This is a genomic window from Arthrobacter alpinus (genome assembly GCF_001445575.1).
GTDB lineage: Bacteria > Actinomycetota > Actinomycetes > Actinomycetales > Micrococcaceae > Specibacter > Specibacter alpinus_C.
The window spans coordinates 1,515,095-1,531,338 of record NZ_CP013200.1 but is presented as its reverse complement, the minus strand read 5'-3'; the positions used below and the strand labels follow the sequence as shown (position 1 = coordinate 1,531,338).

The window sequence follows — 16,244 nt, the reverse complement described above, 5'->3', positions numbered from 1 at the left end:
TTCCTAGACCAAGCGGTTTTCAATGAGGTAGTCGGCCAGCTGCGTACCGGCAGTGCCATCGTCTTCAATCTTGCGGCCGGCCTCGCGGGCGGGGCGCTCACTGTGCGAGAGGACCACGGCGTGAGCCGGCGTTGCCGCGACGTCAAGATCCGCGAGCGTGAGCGTGGCGACGGGCTTGCGCTTAGCTGTCAGGATGCCCTTGAAATTCGGGAAGCGCGCCTCGGCGGTCCGCTCCGTCACAGTTACCACGGCCGGCAGCTGCGCGGTGACCTGCAGCGAGCCGCTGTCCCCCGACCGCTCGCCACTAACGTTCCCATTTCCAAGTTCGAGGGCGGAGAGCCCGCCTACCAACGGCAGGCCCAGATGCTCGGCAATCATGGCCGGAACCACGCCGCCGCGGCCGTCCGTGGACTCATTGCCGGCCAGGATGACATCGGCATTGGTGCCGCGCAGGGCAGCGGCGAGGACCGCTGCGGTGCGGGCCGCATCGGAGCCGGCCAATCCGCCGTCGAGCACGTGAATGCCGGAATCTGCACCCATGGACAGGGCCTTGCGAATGGCTTTGGTGGCCTCATCCGGGCCCATGGCCAGCACCACCACCTCGGTGGATTTGTCCGCATCCTTCACGCGCAACGCCACTTCGAGGGCGCGCTCGTTGATTTCATCCACCACGTTGTCTGCGGCCTCGCGGTCCAGCCAACCGGTGTCCGGTGCGAGCGTGCGTTCCTCGGCGGTGTCAGGCACCTGTTTGATAAGTACGACGATCTTCATTGACTACCCCTCCACTTTTATGTGCTGCAGGTCTCACTTAGGAAGAATACTAGGTAGCACTAGCATTTACTAGGTATCCCAAGTAAATTGTTGTTTGTCTTGGAAATGTGCCGGTTCCTCCGTCGCTAAATCAGCCCGAAAGGAGCTCCCATGGCTCCCGCATCCCCGCTGCCTATGGATCCCATTGCCGAAGCTAAACGGCAGTGGATCGCCCACGGCTGGGCCGATGCCGCCGATGCCATGGCCGCTTTTTCCTCCGTCATGCGCACTCACCAGATCATGTACAGCCGGGTTGATGCCGTGCTGAAGCCGCTGGGCTTGTCCTATGCCCGGCTGGAGCTGCTGCGCCTGCTGTCCTTCACGCGCGACGGCGCCCTGCCGATGGCCAGCGCCAGCGCCCGCCTGCAGGTGCATCCCACCTCCGTGACGAGCGTCGTTGACCGGCTGGAGCGCGATGCGCTGGTGCGCCGAGAGGCCCACCCGAGCGATGGGCGCGCCACCTTGGTGGTACTGACAGACGCCGGCCGGGAGCTGGTGGAGAAGGCAACCGCGGTGCTGAATGCGGATGTGTTCGCCAGCCCCGGCATCCCCGCCGCCGATCTGCAAACGATGACTGCCATCCTGGCCCGCTTCCGCCGCGAATCCGGCGATTTCACCGACCCGGTCCCATACCCCGACCCCCTCTAGACGCCGCACCACTTTCCGGCCGTTTCCTTCCGACCCTGCACCACCTTCCGGCCCTTTCCGCCAAACGCTCCCGCAAGCGGCAGCCCCTGCGTCACTACCCGGCAATGAAGTTGGTGCGGCGTCATGGAAAACACGCCGGAAGATGGTGCGGCGTCATGGAAAACAGGCCGGAAAGTGGTGCAGCGTCGGGTCACGGGCGGGCCGGGGCTCCCCTGGACACCTCGATGTTCACAGCACGGCCCTGCTGCTCGAGATACACCAGATGGCTTGCCGTTTCTGCGAGCGCCAGCCGCAACGTAAACCCGCGCAGCGATGCAAAGCCACGAGACCACGTCAATTCCTGCGCTACATTCCACACGCTGGCTGCAACACCAGTCTCCAGAACAGTGATGACCTCTCTGGAGCGTTCCAAGGTATGCTCCGTCAACTGGGCCACGCGGTCCGTGAGTCCAAGGAACCGGTATTCATGGGCTGGCAGCACTTCCATCTGCGCCCCGACGCCCATGCGTTCGAGAGAGCGAAGGTAGTCGTCCAACGGATTGAGCTGGTTGGTGGCTTCCAGAGAAACGTGCGGGGTGATGCGGGGCAGTACGTGGTCTCCCGTGAGAATGAGCTGGTTCGCCTCATCCACCAAACAAATATGACCCGGCGTGTGCCCCGGGGTGGACAGCACCCTCACCATGAGTCCGGCGACGGGCAGCAGCTCGCCATCGGCCAGCCGGAATTGCGGCTGCGCAATAGTGGTCATTTGCTCCCACGTGTGCGTCTGGAAACTGACCTCGTCAAGATATTCCACAGGTACTCCCCAGGCAGTAAATTGCGCCCTGTCTTCGACGACAAACCCTGCCGGGTCACCACGCCACTGCGCAGGCAGCGGCTCGTGCTCCCCCAACACCACCGGCGCGCCGGATGCTGCCCGGAGCCGTGCCGCCATGCCCAGATGGTCGGGATGAAAGTGCGTCACAACAATGACGGTAATCCTCTCGGGGGCTACCCCCGCAACAGCCAGACCTGCTGTGAGGCACTCCCATCCCTCATCCGAGTCCCACCCCGGATCAACGAGCGCAGCCTCCCCGTCTCCCACTAATAAGTAGGACAGGGTGTAGCGCATCGGGTTGCCAATGAAGGGCACTGGAATGGACCAGACACCCGGGCGGACCTCCTCCACGGGCGGCATGACATTGGCCTGCCACGCCTGAAACTGCGCCGGTGCGCTAACAGTGATCATGATGTCCTCCAAGAACTCAAAATGGTGTCAAAATCGCTCTCGCCCAGAGGCTGCCGGGCCACGGATGCGGTGCGGGAGAAGCGCGGTGCCGGGGCGGCCACCACATGCCTGCCACTGCCGGATAAGGTGCCACGCGCGGCCATATGGGAGTTTTCGGCAGCCTCCGCGTACGTGAGCACCGGCGTCACGCATGCGTCAACGCCGTCGAACCTCTCCGCCCAGTCATCCCGGGTGCGGGCCCCAAACACGGCCGCGAACGTGTCCGCGAGCAAAGGCCACTGGAGGGGGTCGTCACGGTCTGGCAGATCTTCCAAGGCGAGTCCCAGCCCCTCGAGCAGCAGAGCGTAAAACTGGGGCTCAAGGGCACCCACGGCAACGTGCCCGCCGTCGGAGGTTGCATAAGTGCGGTAGAACGGCGCGGCCCCGTCCAGCAGATTGGCGCCTCGGGTATCGCTCCACAGATTGACCGAGCGTAATTCCAGGATGATCTGTGAGAGCACGCTGACGCCGTCTACCATGGCGGCATCCACCACCTGGCCCCGCCCGGAGTGCTCGCGTTCCCACAGGGCGGCCAAAATGCCCGTCACGACGAACATGGATCCGCCGCCAAAATCGCCCACGAGGTTCAGGGGCGGCATGGGCACGGCGGCCGGGCCCATGGCATGCAGGGCGCCACTCAGGGCAATGTAGTTGATGTCGTGCCCGGCGCGCTGGGCCAACGGACCGTCCTGACCCCAGCCGGTCATCCGCCCATAGACCAGGCGCGGGTTCAAGGCCAGACACGCCTCCGGCCCCAAACCCAGCCTTTCGGCGGTGCCCGGACGGTAGCCCTCAAGGAAAACGTCGGCCGCGGCAACCAGCTCCCGCACACCGGCAAGGTGGGCGGGATCCTTCAGGTTCGCCCGGACAGTGGTGCGGCCACGCTGCAGGTGAGTGCCGACGTCGTACCCGCCAACAGGAGGCGCGGGCCCAACCACGCGCACCACCTCCGCCCCCATGTCCGCCAGCATCATGGCGGCATGCGGCGCCGGCCCCATGGCGGACAGCTCCACCACCTTCAAGCCCTGCAACGTTCCACTCATGGGCTACCCCTTTTCCTGCGCCGCGGTGTAGCTCTCGCGCAGCTCTCGTTTGAGGATCTTGCCAGCACCGGACATGGGCAGCGCCTCCGGGAACTCGAAGCTGCGCGGCACCTTGTATCCGGCGATGTGCTCCTTGCAGTGGGCCGCGAGCTCCTCGGCGCTCGCCTTGCGCCCCGGCACCAGAACCACGACGGCGTGCACGCGCTCGCCATACTTCTCGTCAGGGACGCCAATAACGGCGGATGAGGCGACGGCGGGGTGCTTGCTGAGGGCATTCTCCACCTCGGCGCAGTAGACATTTTCGCCGCCGGTGATGATCATGTCCTTGAGCCTGTCCACAACATAGACAAAGCCTTGGGCGTCAACGTAGCCCAGATCTCCGGTGTGCAGCCAGCCGCCGCGCAGGGCTTGTGCCGATTGGTCCGGGTTGTTCCAGTAGCCCAACATGACGTTGGCGCCCTTGGTGCACACCTCCCCCACGACGCCGGTGGGAACTTCCTTGCCGTCAAAGTCGAGGATGGCCACCTGGCTGTGGGGCGCCGCCCGGCCGCCGGAGCGTAGTGCGTCGCCATGGTGATCATCGGGCAGCAGCAAGGTGATGACCGGGGAGGCTTCGGTCTGGCCATAGGCCTGGGTCATGCGTAGTCCGGGGAAGCGTGCCATGGCACGCTTGAGTACTCCCTCTGAAATGGAGGACCCGCCGTAGAGCATGCGGGTCAGGGATGACAGGTCATAGTTGCCTGCGTCCGGGTGATCCGCCAGGATTTGGATCATGGTGGGGACCAAGAGCATGGCTGTGGGCTTGTGTTCGTCAATGGCCTTGAACACGCTGATCGGTTCGAACGCCGGCACCATGACGTGGGTGCCGCCCATGATGGTCATCCCTGACCAGATGGCGAGATCGGCCGCGTGGAACATGGGTGCGGCATGGAGGAGCACGTCTCCAGCTTTCAACAATTCCCCGCTTGCCACCGTGCCAAGACCCGACGTGACGAAATTGGTGTGACTGAGCATGACGCCCTTGGGGAATCCGGTGGTGCCGCCGGTGTACAGGACCCCGGCCAGATCATCACCGCTGCGGTAGGCGTCCTCCACGGGTTTACTCTCCGCCACCAATGCCTCGTAGGAGAGCATACCCTCCGGTGTGGGCCCGTCACCGCAGTGGATCAGGGTGGTGAGGCCCGGGGCCAGGTCCTGCAGGATCGGCACCATGTCCACAAAGGCGTCGTCAACGAGCAGTACACGGGTGTCCGAGTCATTCATGGAATAGGCGATCTCCGCCGGGGTCCATCTGGTGTTCACCGGAACCACTGCCGCCCCGGCCCACGGCACGGCCAACAGGTACTCGGCGTACCTGTCGCTGTTCAAGGACACCATGGCCACCCTGTCACCGGAATGCACACCCAGGGTCTGCAACGCTCCGGCAAACTTGGCGATCCGATCCGCGTGTTCAGCGTAGCTGCGCACACGGTCCTTGAAGATCGTGGCGATGGCCTGCGGGTCCGCCTGCAACGAGCGGTGCAGGCCTTGGGTCAGGTACATGGTGGCTCCTAGAAAAATCGACGGTGACTCTCAAACAGGAAATTCCAAGCCGGTGCTCCCGGCGTCAACTACTTGCCGGTAAATACTGCCGGGCGGCGCTCGCCCAGCGCCGTCACGGCCTCAAGCAGATCTTCGCTGTGCAGGAACGAGGCGTTCCACAGCGCCACGTGCCGCAGCCCGCGCGCAATGTCTTCTTCGCGTCCCTCGTTCAGCACGGCCTTGGTGCCGGCCACGGCCAGCGGTGAATTGGCCGCTATCTCCGCCGCCATGTCCAGCGCCGCCGCCATCAGTTCTTCAGGATCGGCGAACACGTCGTTGACCAGGCCGATCTTCTCCGCCCTGCTCACGCCAATGTCCTTGGCCGTCAGCGCCAGTTCACGCAGCTGACCCTCGCCAATGATGCCGCGCAGGCGCTGGAGACTTCCGACGTCGGCCACGATCGCCAGCCGCGCCTCCCGGATGCTGAACTGGGCATCCACACTGGCCAGGCGCACATCAGCGGCGCTGATCAGATCCACACCACCGCCAATGCACCAGCCATGCACGGCCGCGATGACAGGTTTCCGGCAGGTGGCCACCGAGGTGACGGCATCCTGCAGGCTTCTGATCAGGCCGTTCAGTTCGGTGCGCTGGGCAGCTTGGGCGGTGGCGCCGGGGCCCAGCTTTCCCAGCCAGGAGCCCAGCACCTCCTGCACATCCAAACCGGTGCTGAAATGGTTACCGCTGCCCGCCAGGACCACTGCGCGTACTGTTTCATCGGCGTCAAGGGCCGCGAAGACTTGAGGCAGTTCTGCCCAGAACGCGAGCCCCATCATGTTCCCGCGCCCGGGCCCCATCAGATGGACGACGGCGACCCCCGGGTTGGGCGCTTGTGCCACCGTGAATGCGGTCCAGGGTTGGGTGAAGGCGGGACCGCTTGCGGTCCTTGGCTGGTATCCGGCCGTCCGCTCGGGTCCGGCCGCAGCCTCAGCGCCCATCAGTACCTCCCGCCCTGCTCGGCCTTGGCCACGAGCGAGGCCGGGGGCAGGAAGTGCTCGCCATACGTGGCCGCCAGCTCACGGGACCTGGCCACAAAACCTGCCAGGCCGCCGTCGTACCCGTTCATGTACTGGAGCACGCCACCGGTCCATGCCGGGAAGCCGATGCCCAGGATTGAGCCGATGTTGGCGTCCTCCACGCTGCGCAGCACGCCCTCGTCCAGGCATTTGACGGTCTCGAGTGATTCGGCGAAGAGCATGCGCTCTTTCATGTCTTCGAAGGGGATTTCCGCCGATCCGCCGTAGTTTTCCGCGAGGCCTTCCCAGAGCCCGGTTCGGTGGCCGTCGGCGTAGTTGTAGAAGCCGGCACCGGCCAGCTTGCCCTTGCGGGAAAACTCCTCGATCATGCGGTCCACGATGCTGTAGGCGGCGTGATCCTGGTACTTTTGCACGCCATTCTCGGCCTCCAAGCCGGCCTTGGTCTCCTTCTGGATCTTGGACATGAGGGTCAGATTCAGCTCATCTGCCAGTTGCAGCGGCGCGGCCGGATAGCCGGCTTGCAGCCCCGCCTGCTCGATGGACGGGGCGGCGATGCCCTCGCCGAGCATGGCAATCGCCTCATTCATGAACGTGCCGATCACGCGAGAGGTAAAGAAGCCGCGGGAATCGTTGACAACAATGGGTGTTTTCTTGATCTGCTGGGCGATGTCGAAGGCCTTGGCCAGGGTTTCATCGGAGGTGTTTGCCCCGGCGATGATTTCCAGCAGCGGCATCTTGTCCACAGGAGAGAAGAAGTGCAGGCCGATGAAGTTCCCTTGGCTTCGCACGCCCTCGGCCAGCGTGGTGATGGGCAGTGTTGAGGTGTTGGAACCCAGCACGGCGTCCGGGCCGAGGAGATCCTGGATTTCCTGGAATGCCTTCTGCTTGACCTCCACGTTTTCAAAGACGGCCTCGATGACCAGGTCAACCCCGGCCACATCTGCCGCGTCTGCGGTGGGGGTGATCTTGGCCAGCAGGGCATCGGCTGCGTCCTGAGTTGACTGGCCGCGCGCCACTGCCTTGTCGGTGAGTGTCTTGGAATGGGCCTTGCCCCGCTCGGCAGCCTCGAGGGAGACGTCCTTGAGCACCACGTCCATGCCGCCGCGGGCACATACATAAGCGATGCCGGCACCCATCATGCCTGCGCCCAGGACGGCAACCTTCTTGGCCGTGTACTTTTCGTACCCCACGGGACGGCTGCCGCCGGCGCTGATGTGGCCCATGTCGAAGAAGAACGCCTTGATCATGTTCGTCGAGACCGGGCCGGTCACGAGCTCCACAAAGTAGCGCGACTCAATCTCCAGCGCCGTGTCGAAATCCACCTGGGTGCTTTCGACGGCGGCGGCCAGGATGGCGCGCGGGGCCGGGTAGTTGGCGCCCTTGAGCTGCTTGCGCAGATTCGCTGGGAAGGCCGGCAGGTTTGCGGCCAGTGCGGGGGTGCTGGGGGTGCCTCCGGGGATCCGGTATTTGGGCACATCCCACGGCTGCACGGCCTCCGGGTTCGCCGCGATCCAGGCCTTCGCGGCCGGGATCAGTTCCTCCACAGTGTCCACTACCTCGTGGATAAGGCCGATTTCAAGGGCCTTGCGCGGCTTATACTTTTGCCCCTGCAGCAGCACCTTCATGGTGGCGTCGGCAATGCCCATCAAGCGCACAGTGCGGACAATGCCGCCGCCGCCGGGCAGCAGGCCCAGCGTGACTTCCGGCAGGCCGATGACCGAGCCGCGCGTGTCCGCCGCAATGCGGTGGTGGGCGGCGAGGGCAATTTCCAGCCCACCGCCCAGTGCCGCGCCGTTAATGGCCGCAACCACAGGTTTGCCGAGCGTTTCCAGCGTGCGCAGCTGGGCCTTGATCTTTTGGCCCAGCTCAAAAATCTTCGCGGCGTCCTCCGGTGTGGATGCAATGAGATCCTTCAGGTCGCCACCTGCGAAAAAGGTCTTCTTTGCCGAGGCCAGCACGACGCCGGTGATGGTCTCCTTCTCTGCCGCGAGACGCTCCACCACGGCCTGCATGGAGTCGCTGTAGTCGCCGTTCATGGTGTTGGCTGACTGGTTCGGATCGTCCATGGTCAGGATGACGACGCCGTCGGCGTCCTGGTCCCAGCGGATGGTGTTGTTGCTTTCCTGCACTGTTGCCTCACTCATCGTTACTAGACCCTCTCGATCAAAGTTGCCACGCCCATGCCGCCGCCAATGCACAGGGTCACCACGGCCCTGCGCTTTTTGGTGCGTTCCAGCTCATCCAGCACGGTGCCCAGGATCATGGCCCCAGTGGCGCCGAGCGGGTGGCCCATGGCGATCGCGCCGCCGTTCACGTTGAGCTTCTCGTCCGGTATGCCTAGGTCCTTTTGGTATTTCAGCACCACGGAGGCGAAGGCCTCGTTGATTTCAAACAGGTCAATGTCATCGACCGACAGCCCTGCGGTTTTCAGCAGTTTTTCGGTGGCCGGTGTGGGCCCGGTGAGCATGATGGTGGGATCGGCGCCCGAGGTGGCCGTGGCCACGATCCTGGCGCGCGGCGTCAGTCCCAGCCGTGCACCCACCTCAGCGCTGCCCACCAAAACAAGGGCGGCGCCGTCGACAATTCCCGAGGAATTCGCTGCGGTGTGGACATGGTCAATCTTCTCCACGGCATGGAATTTTTGGAGTGCAACGGCGTCGAAGCCGCCGGCCTCGCCCATGGTGGCGAACGCGGGGCGCAACCCGGCCTGAGACTCTGGGGTGGATTCGGGGCGCATGTGCTCGTCACGGTCCAGCACCACCAGCCCGTTCTGGTCCTTGACCGAGACCACGGATTTCGCGAAGCGGCCCTCTTTCCAGGCCTGCGCGGCGAGGCGCTGCGAGCGCACTGCATAGGCATCGACGTCCACGCGGCTGAAGCCCTCCATCGTGGCGATGAGGTCGGCACCAATGCCCTGTGGAACAAAGTAAGTATCGTAATTGGTGGCCGGGTCCATGGCCCAAGCGCCGCCGTCGGAACCGATCGGCACACGGGACATGGACTCCACTCCACCGGCGATGATGAGCTGGTCCCAGCCCGAACGCACTTTCTGGGCGGCCATGTTGACGGCCTCCAAGCCCGAGGCGCAGAAGCGGTTAATCTGCACGCCACCCACGGTGTCCGGAAGGCCGGCGGCGATGACGGCCGTTCGGGCGATCACGGCCCCCTGGTCGCCCACGGGGGAAACAACGCCGAGAATCAAGTCATCGATCAGGTTCCCATCAAGGCCGGGGTTCCGTTCTCGGAGGGCATTGATGAGCCCCACCACAAGGTCGATCGGCTTGGTACCGTGCAGGGATCCTTTCTTACCGCGGCCTCGCGGGGTGCGGATGGCGTCGAAGACAAATGCTTCCGGTATTGCGTGTTCGGGCACGTGATTCCTTCCGTGGTCGTCGCGTCCGCGTCGGTGCGGGCGGGACAGTTGGCCGAGCTGTTTGATGCTGCGTGCTGCGTCCATTTAGTGCGGGAGCGTTCGGGATTTTTGGCCGATTAGTGATGGAGCGTTCTCGAATAATGGCCGTTTAGTGATGGAGCGTTTTTAAGCTGTGGCGGGAGCGGGCACGGCAGACAACTGCTTGGTTGTTGACATACCGCCAATAGTGCAAGACTATTGACACCGTGTCAATAGGTGACGCAAGCCTTTACTTTCCGTTCATGAAAGCGATTGGTAATGACCGCTGAAATCTCCACACCGTACACCGCCATCAGCTACACGGTGGCCGAGCGCATTGCGACGGTTTCCCTCAATCGCCCCGAGGCCCGCAACGGCTACACTCTGGCGATGGCACACGAACTCGAGCATGCCTTCCTGGCCGCCGACGCCGACCCTGCCGTCCAGGTTGTCGTGTTCACCTGCGTTGGCAACGACTTCTCCGTTGGCGCGGATCTCAGCGGCGGCGGCTTTGACATGTCCATGACAAATGCCGCGAGCGATTGGCAGGAACCGGCCGGGCGCTGCTCCAAAACCATCTTCGGCATGAACAAGCCCGTCATCGCGGCCCTGCGCGGCGTATCGGTGGGCGGCGGCATGACTATCACGCTCTCCTGCGACTTCCGTCTGGCGTCCACCGATTCGCGTTTTTCCTTCCCGTTCAGCCGCCGCGGGATCTTCCCCGAGGGCGCCTCGGTCTGGTACCTGCCGCGTCTGGTGGGGGTTTCCCGCGCCACGGACTGGATGCTGACGGGCCGCCTTTTCGGTGCCGATGAAGCGCTCGACGCCGGACTCGTCACCTCGGTGCACGAGCCCGAGAATGTTTTGGAGGCAGCCTATGAACTGGCCCGGGACATGATCGCCAACACCTCCGAGGTGTCCACCGCCGTCATCAAGCAAATGCTGAACCGGCTCAGCGGGCTCGACTCCCCCGTCCCCGTCCATGCCCTGGATTCGCAGCTGATTGCCGGGTTGCCGGGCCACGCCGACACGGTGGAAGGCGTGAAGTCGTTCCTGGAAAAACGCCCGCCGAACTTCCCGCTCACGGTGCCTGACGGCATTCCGCAGTGGCTCCCCTGGATAGAACGCCCCCGCATAGAGACCGACCCAACACCGTGACCACCACCAACCCAACGCCGCACTCCACCTCCACTTCCGCGCCTGCGGAGGTGACCGGCGTCGAACGTCCCGAAGAGCCGCGCAGGCAACGGCTCAATCCGGATGAACGGCGCCAACAGATTTTTCTCTGCGCACAGAAGCTGTTCAACGACGGGTCGTATGACGAGGTCTCCGCGACGGATATCGCGGCCGCGGCGGGTGTGGCGCGCGGGCTGATCAACCATTATTTCGGCAACAAGCGCGGGCTGTATCTGGAAGTCATCAAAGTCAGTTCCACCATGTCCGAATCGGCCGTGGCTGCGCTACCGGCGGGGCCATCGGAGCAGCGGATCGATGTGGCGGTGACCTGGTTTCTGGATTCCCTGGAAAAATCCGGCGCCACGTGGCTGTCCTTTGGCAGCAGCATGGGGCGGGCCCCTGATCTGGAGAAGATTCTGATCGCCGCCGAGAACGATTCCATCGAGTTGCTCATCCAGACCTGCGGGTTTGGCGGCAGGAGTGCCGATCGCGAACAGATCCGGGCCATTTTTCGCATCTATGCACAATTGGCACGTAGTGGCGCACGTGAATGGCTACTGCGCAAAACCCTCACCCGCCCGCAAGTCCATGCGCTGCTAGCGAGCAGCCTGAAGGTCATCGTGGACGACGTCATCCCAGCCATCTGAGCGCCCACCAGGAAACGCTCCATCACCGATTGGGGTGTTTTCGGCAACGCTCCATCACCGATTGGGGTGTTTTCGGCAACGCTGTATCACGTCAGCTTGGGCACGCGCCAGATATGATCATTCCAATGCCATTGGGGCATTCGACTGGCAGGATTGAAACGGAAAAACAATGAGTGCAGCAACTGGAACTCCGGCCTCGGCACCGACCCCGAATTCCTCCGGGACCAAGGTTTTGATCAGTTTGGCGGCAGCCGTCATCGTGCTGATAGGGCTCAGCCGCATTTCCTCTATCGTGGGACCCGTCTTCCTGGCACTCGTGCTGACCATTTGTGTCTATCCGGTCAAGCAAAGGCTCTTGGCCCGCGGCGTCCCCCCGGTGCTGGCCGGTCTCGCCACCATTTTGTCCGTCTACGCCATGATCGGGGCGCTAGTGGCCTCCCTGTGGGTCTCAGCCGTTCAGCTCACCCGGCTGTTGCCACAATTTGGGCCCCAGATTACTCAATTGCGTGCCGATCTAAGGATCTTCCTGCACGACAACCTCGGCATTGGGGACGACCAGGTTCGCGCCATTGTGAATTCCATCGATTTGCGGGTCCTGTTCGACACCGCCTACAACCTGCTCGGAAGCGCCATGAACGTGGGCTCGGGCCTGGTGTTCCTGCTCCTGCTGGTCATGTTCATGAGCATCGACGCCACCTACTTCCCGACGATTCTTGCCGTAGTGAAGGAAAAACGGGCACCGGTGGTTGAGGCCTTGAGTAACTTCGCCAAGCTCTCCCGTTCCTTCATGATCATGACCACGCTCTTCGGTGCCATTGTGGCCACACTCAACCTAACGCTCCTGCTGATCCTTGGCGTGCCGGGCGCTGGACTCTGGGCGCTGTTGTCCTTTGTGTGCGGTTTCATCCCGTTCATCGGCTTCTGGATCTCCCTGGTTCCGGCGGCCATCATGGCCCTGCTGGCCGGTGGGCTGCCCACCTTCATCGGGGTGGTGGCGTTCTACGGCGTCATCAATTCCCTGATCCAGTCCATCATCCAGCCCAAGTTTGTCTCCGGCTCGGTGAATTTGAACATGACGCTGACCTTCCTATCCGTCATCTTCTGGTCCGCGCTACTGGGCCCGCTCGGCGCCCTGATGGCCGTCCCGCTCACGCTGTTTGCCCGAGCTATCCTGGTGGACTCGCACCCGGACTCCGCATGGCTGAAGCCGTTCATTGGCGACGTCAGCGAATCCAAGGCAATGCTGGCACAACAGCGGGCAGCCGCCAAGGACGCCAAATCGGCGAAGTCCAAGCAGGCCTGACACCGGCCACAGCTTCAGGCAACCACCCCTTCCATGCACGACGGCGGGACTTGCCCCTCCCGCTGTCCGCCGTCCTTACGCCGCCGTAAAGTGATGCCGCGTCCGCCGAAACCCGCCGTAAAGTGATGCCGCGTCCGCCGAAACCCGCCGTAAAGTGATGCCGCGTCCGCCGAAACCCGCCGTAAAGTGATGCCGCGTCCGCCGAAACCCGCCGTAAAGTGATGCCGCGTCCGCCGAAACCGGCCGTAAAGTGATGCGGCGTCGGGGAAGGCTACTGGAGGTTGGAGGTCAGTCTGGCCGCGCTGTCCCAGAACTTCTCCCCCGCCGGGCGCTTGACCCAGTCGGCCAGTTCCAGCTCACGGCTGTTCGCCCGGTAGCCATCCTCAATGACCCGCAGTTGCTGCACAAAGTACTCGCTGTGGATGAGCACCGAGATCTCCATGTTCAGCGAGAAGGACCGCACGTCCATATTCGAGGACCCAATCACGGCCACATCCGAATCAATACTGAAGTGCTTGGAGTGCAGCACCTCCGGCGCCTTGTAAAGATAGATCTTCACACCGGCCCGCAACAGCGCCTCATAATAGGAACGCTGCGCGTGATAGACCATGGCCTGGTCGCCAATTTCGGAGACAAACAGCTCCACCGAGAGCCCGCGACCGGCCGCCGTGATGATGGCCATGAGCACCGAATCCTCCGGCACAAAGTACGGGCTGGTGATGCTGACCCGCTCCGTTGCCTGATGGATCATGGCCACAAAAAGCTTCAGGTTATTGTCATTTTCAAAGCTCGGTCCGCTGGGCACCACCTGCGCGTCCACCAGATGCGCAGCCGGATCCATGACCACCGGTGAGGTATCCAGCTCCAGCAGTACGTCGGTTTCGCTGTACCAATCGGTGACAAAAACGGCGTCGAGCTCCCTGACAGCGGGCCCGTGAATGCGCATCATCAACTCGTGCCAGCGCAGCCCCCGGGCAATATTCTTCTTCTTGTTATAGCTCTCGTGCACCAGATTCTGCGAGCCGGTGAAGCCAATGGCGCCATCGATCACCAACAACTTGCGGTGGTTGCGCAGGTCAATCCGCTGCCAGTGCCCCTTCCACGGCCGCAGCGGCAGCATGGCCTGGTATTGCGCGCCCATATCCGCCAGCACGGCCAGAGTTTCCTTACGCCCGGGGTTCATGAGGGCTGCCAAATGGTCGCTCATGACCCGCACGCTCACTCCCCTGGCCACCGCCCTAGCCAGCGCTTCGAAGAAGACCTTGGTGACGTCGTCGTGCACCAGGATGTAAAACTCCACGTGCACATACTTCTGCGCCCGATCAATCTCCGCCGCCATCGCCGCAATGGACCCGTGGTAATCCGGAAGAAGTTCGACGTCGTTGCCTCCCACCATGGGCAGCGCACCGAGCGCGCTGTTGAGTGTCACCAGCCCGGGCAGCCCCTGGGGCCAGTCCTCCCGATGGCTGAGCTGGTCGAATCCTTGCGTACGTTCCAGGATCAGCTCGTTGACATACTTCTGCTTGTCACGGCGGGCCTTGGGTAGGCGTGAGAAGCCCACCAGCATGAACGCCACAAGCCCTATGTAAGGGATAAAAATGATGGTCAGCATCCAGGCGATGGCCGTTGCGGGACGGCGCCGAGCAGAAATGTAGGCCACGGCGATGGCGCCAAGGATGATGTGGCCGGCGAGCAACAGCCAAGCGAGCACGTCCGGGTGGATCATCGTGGTGGGGTTCCGCTCTGTGTCTGTGTAAAAGTCTGTGTGAAAGTCTGTATCAAATAGAGCGGCGGCGGAGGGCTCGCTGGGAGTCCTCCGCCGCCTCTTCATCGATCCTAGCTAGTGGATCGGCCGCAATGCCCTAGGGCTTGGTGTAATTGACGATGAATTCGCTCAGCAACCGGGTACCAAAGCCCGTGGCACCGATGGGGCGCCACGAGTCGTTCGAGTCACTCTTCATGGTCCCGGCGATGTCCAGATGCGCCCAGGGCGTGCCCTTGACGAACTCGGCGAGGAAGAGTCCGGCTGTGATGGCCCCGGCCGTGGGGCCACCCATGTTGGAGATATCGGCAATGTCAGAATCCAGCTGCTTGCGGTAACGGGATTCCAATGGGAGCTGCCAGATGGACTCGCCCGTAGCAGCGCCAGCCGTTTTGATCTGCTCCACGAGAGCCTGATCGTTGCCAATGACGGCACCGACCAAGGTGCCCAGCGCAGCCATGGCAGCGCCAGTCAGCGTGGCGGCATCAACAATGGCGTCAGGGGTTTCCTCCATGGCCAAGCTGAGCGCATCCATCATGACCAAGCGGCCCTCTGCGTCGGTGTTCTTGACCTCAACAGTGGTGCCGTTTCGGGCTGTGAGGACATCGCCCAGCTTGGTGGCCGTGCCAGAAGGCATGTTGTCGGTGCAGACCAGCCAGGCGCTGACCGCGGCTGTGGCACCCAAGTCCCGCAGGCCCGTCATAGCCGCCATGACGGCACCTGATCCGGCCATGTCCATCTTCATGGCCAAGTGCATGGGGTCCGAGGGCTTGAGGCTGATGCCACCGGAGTCGTACATGATGCCCTTGCCCACCAGCGCCAGATGAGCTGTGGGTTCACTCTCGGGAACGTAGCGCAGCACAATCAGCCGCGGTTCCTCGAAGCTGCCAGCGTTAACGCCCAACAAGCCACCGCAACCCATGTCTATGAGCTCCGCCAGGCCGAACGTCTCCACGCTCAGGCCGAAGGATGGGCCCTGAACAGCTGCGAAATCAGCATACTCGGCGGCCGTGAGGTGCCCGGGCGGGTTGTTAGCGAGGTCGCGGGCCAGCGCTGCCGAACGGGCCAGTACCTTACCGCGAGCCGCACCGGCTTCTGCTCCCTCTCCGGTACCAACAATCTCAAGGCTGGCAACGGCCACGGACTTGGGATCACTCTTCAGAGCGTTGAAACGGTACCGGGCCAGCAAAGCACCCTCTACGGACGCCTGCGCGGCCGCATCGCCTGCAACTCCATGGCCTGCGGGCAGTACAAGCGCAAGCGTTTCGTGACGGGCAGCGGCTGCGGCAAAGGCTGCAGCGCCGTCCCGCAACTCATCCACAGTGCGCACGGCACCGCTACCGGCCCCCACGGCGATGACCGCCGTCGAACCTGCACGGGGAAGCACTAGGGACTGGCCTGCCGCGCCGGTAAATCCTGCGGACGCCAAGGTGGCCCGATCCAGGCCCAGTTCCGCCGGAACAACACCTTCGATGGAGACGTAATATCCGACGGCGCTTGCCTCACCACTTGGTGCCGACGAGGCGGATACGGATGGATCAAGCTGGAGGGAGGGCGCCGGATCGTAGGATTCCGGGATGAGCTTGTTGGGCGAATGTGCCATGGAGACAACAACCTTTCAAAGAATGCGGACTGACTG

Annotated in this window: 13 protein-coding genes; 4 read left to right on the top strand and 9 right to left on the bottom strand. The window is 63.3% G+C overall.

The genetic code is table 11. The features are described from left to right. Positions 1-3: 3 nt before the first annotated feature. On the bottom strand, positions 4-771 hold the full coding sequence (locus AS189_RS06795) for an electron transfer flavoprotein subunit beta/FixA family protein (protein WP_062286873.1): 768 nt from the start codon (positions 769-771) through the stop codon (positions 4-6). 150 nt (positions 772-921) lie between these two features. Here AS189_RS06795 and AS189_RS06790 point away from each other — a divergent pair, with 150 nt between their 5' ends. After that, complete coding sequence (locus AS189_RS06790; RefSeq protein ID WP_062286872.1) at positions 922-1,458, top strand: MarR family winged helix-turn-helix transcriptional regulator; 537 nt, start codon at positions 922-924, stop codon at positions 1,456-1,458. 190 nt (positions 1,459-1,648) lie between these two features. Here the strand turns inward: AS189_RS06790 and AS189_RS06785 are convergent, their stop codons facing one another. The 6 genes from AS189_RS06785 to AS189_RS06760 form a co-directional block, all read right to left on the bottom strand. Then, positions 1,649-2,686: an MBL fold metallo-hydrolase gene (locus AS189_RS06785; RefSeq protein ID WP_062286871.1), complete on the bottom strand. Its 1,038-nt coding sequence runs from the start codon at positions 2,684-2,686 to the stop codon at positions 1,649-1,651. Continuing rightward, positions 2,683-3,768 (bottom strand): CaiB/BaiF CoA transferase family protein, encoded by a 1,086-nt coding sequence (locus tag AS189_RS06780; protein ID WP_062286870.1) that lies wholly within the window; start codon positions 3,766-3,768, stop codon positions 2,683-2,685. The genes AS189_RS06785 and AS189_RS06780 overlap by 4 nt, the downstream gene beginning before the upstream one ends. A gap of 3 nt (positions 3,769-3,771) precedes the next feature. Continuing rightward, positions 3,772-5,310, bottom strand: a complete 1,539-nt coding sequence (locus AS189_RS06775) for an acyl-CoA synthetase (protein ID WP_062286869.1) — start codon at positions 5,308-5,310, stop codon at positions 3,772-3,774. Between the two features lie 68 nt (positions 5,311-5,378). Next, positions 5,379-6,287, bottom strand: coding sequence for a crotonase/enoyl-CoA hydratase family protein (locus AS189_RS06770; RefSeq protein ID WP_082634132.1), 909 nt, complete (start codon positions 6,285-6,287; stop codon positions 5,379-5,381). After that, positions 6,287-8,470, bottom strand: a complete 2,184-nt coding sequence (locus tag AS189_RS06765; RefSeq protein WP_062286868.1) for a 3-hydroxyacyl-CoA dehydrogenase NAD-binding domain-containing protein — start codon at positions 8,468-8,470, stop codon at positions 6,287-6,289. Before AS189_RS06765 ends, AS189_RS06770 begins: the two co-directional genes overlap by 1 nt. Positions 8,471-8,475: 5 nt before the next feature. Then, positions 8,476-9,684: an acetyl-CoA C-acetyltransferase gene (locus tag AS189_RS06760; RefSeq protein ID WP_062293141.1), complete on the bottom strand. Its 1,209-nt coding sequence runs from the start codon at positions 9,682-9,684 to the stop codon at positions 8,476-8,478. Positions 9,685-9,996: 312 nt separating this feature from the next. Here AS189_RS06760 and AS189_RS06755 point away from each other — a divergent pair, with 312 nt between their 5' ends. The 3 genes from AS189_RS06755 to AS189_RS06745 all read left to right on the top strand — a co-directional run bounded on the left by AS189_RS06755 (position 9,997) and on the right by AS189_RS06745 (position 12,843). After that, positions 9,997-10,875, top strand: a complete 879-nt coding sequence (locus tag AS189_RS06755) for an enoyl-CoA hydratase-related protein (protein WP_062286867.1) — start codon at positions 9,997-9,999, stop codon at positions 10,873-10,875. Beyond that, entirely contained in the window at positions 10,872-11,540 is a 669-nt protein-coding gene (locus AS189_RS06750; protein ID WP_160320797.1) for a TetR/AcrR family transcriptional regulator, read from the top strand. Before AS189_RS06755 ends, AS189_RS06750 begins: the two co-directional genes overlap by 4 nt. Before the next feature lie 169 nt (positions 11,541-11,709). Continuing rightward, the gene (locus tag AS189_RS06745) at positions 11,710-12,843 is read left to right on the top strand and encodes an AI-2E family transporter (RefSeq protein ID WP_082634129.1); all 1,134 of its coding nucleotides are present in this window, start codon (positions 11,710-11,712) and stop codon (positions 12,841-12,843) included. A 271-nt stretch (positions 12,844-13,114) separates the two neighbouring features. Here AS189_RS06745 and cls read toward each other — a convergent pair whose 3' ends face one another. Next, positions 13,115-14,569, bottom strand: coding sequence for a cardiolipin synthase (gene cls, locus AS189_RS06740; protein WP_062286865.1), 1,455 nt, complete (start codon positions 14,567-14,569; stop codon positions 13,115-13,117). 136 nt (positions 14,570-14,705) lie between these two features. Next, positions 14,706-16,208: a leucyl aminopeptidase family protein gene (locus tag AS189_RS06735; protein ID WP_062286864.1), complete on the bottom strand. Its 1,503-nt coding sequence runs from the start codon at positions 16,206-16,208 to the stop codon at positions 14,706-14,708. Positions 16,209-16,244: the final 36 nt, after the last annotated feature.

Coding starts and splice junctions, on each gene's coding strand:
- AS189_RS06795 (WP_062286873.1), bottom strand. CDS start 771: ATGAAGATCGTCGTACTTATCAAACAGGTGCCTGACACCGCCGAGGAA.
- AS189_RS06790 (WP_062286872.1), top strand. CDS start 922: ATGGCTCCCGCATCCCCGCTGCCTATGGATCCCATTGCCGAAGCTAAA.
- AS189_RS06785 (WP_062286871.1), bottom strand. CDS start 2,686: ATGATCACTGTTAGCGCACCGGCGCAGTTTCAGGCGTGGCAGGCCAAT.
- AS189_RS06780 (WP_062286870.1), bottom strand. CDS start 3,768: ATGAGTGGAACGTTGCAGGGCTTGAAGGTGGTGGAGCTGTCCGCCATG.
- AS189_RS06775 (WP_062286869.1), bottom strand. CDS start 5,310: ATGTACCTGACCCAAGGCCTGCACCGCTCGTTGCAGGCGGACCCGCAG.
- AS189_RS06770 (WP_082634132.1), bottom strand. CDS start 6,287: ATGGGCGCTGAGGCTGCGGCCGGACCCGAGCGGACGGCCGGATACCAG.
- AS189_RS06765 (WP_062286868.1), bottom strand. CDS start 8,470: ATGAGTGAGGCAACAGTGCAGGAAAGCAACAACACCATCCGCTGGGAC.
- AS189_RS06755 (WP_062286867.1), top strand. CDS start 9,997: ATGACCGCTGAAATCTCCACACCGTACACCGCCATCAGCTACACGGTG.
- AS189_RS06745 (WP_082634129.1), top strand. CDS start 11,710: ATGAGTGCAGCAACTGGAACTCCGGCCTCGGCACCGACCCCGAATTCC.
- cls (WP_062286865.1), bottom strand. CDS start 14,569: ATGATCCACCCGGACGTGCTCGCTTGGCTGTTGCTCGCCGGCCACATC.
- AS189_RS06735 (WP_062286864.1), bottom strand. CDS start 16,208: ATGGCACATTCGCCCAACAAGCTCATCCCGGAATCCTACGATCCGGCG.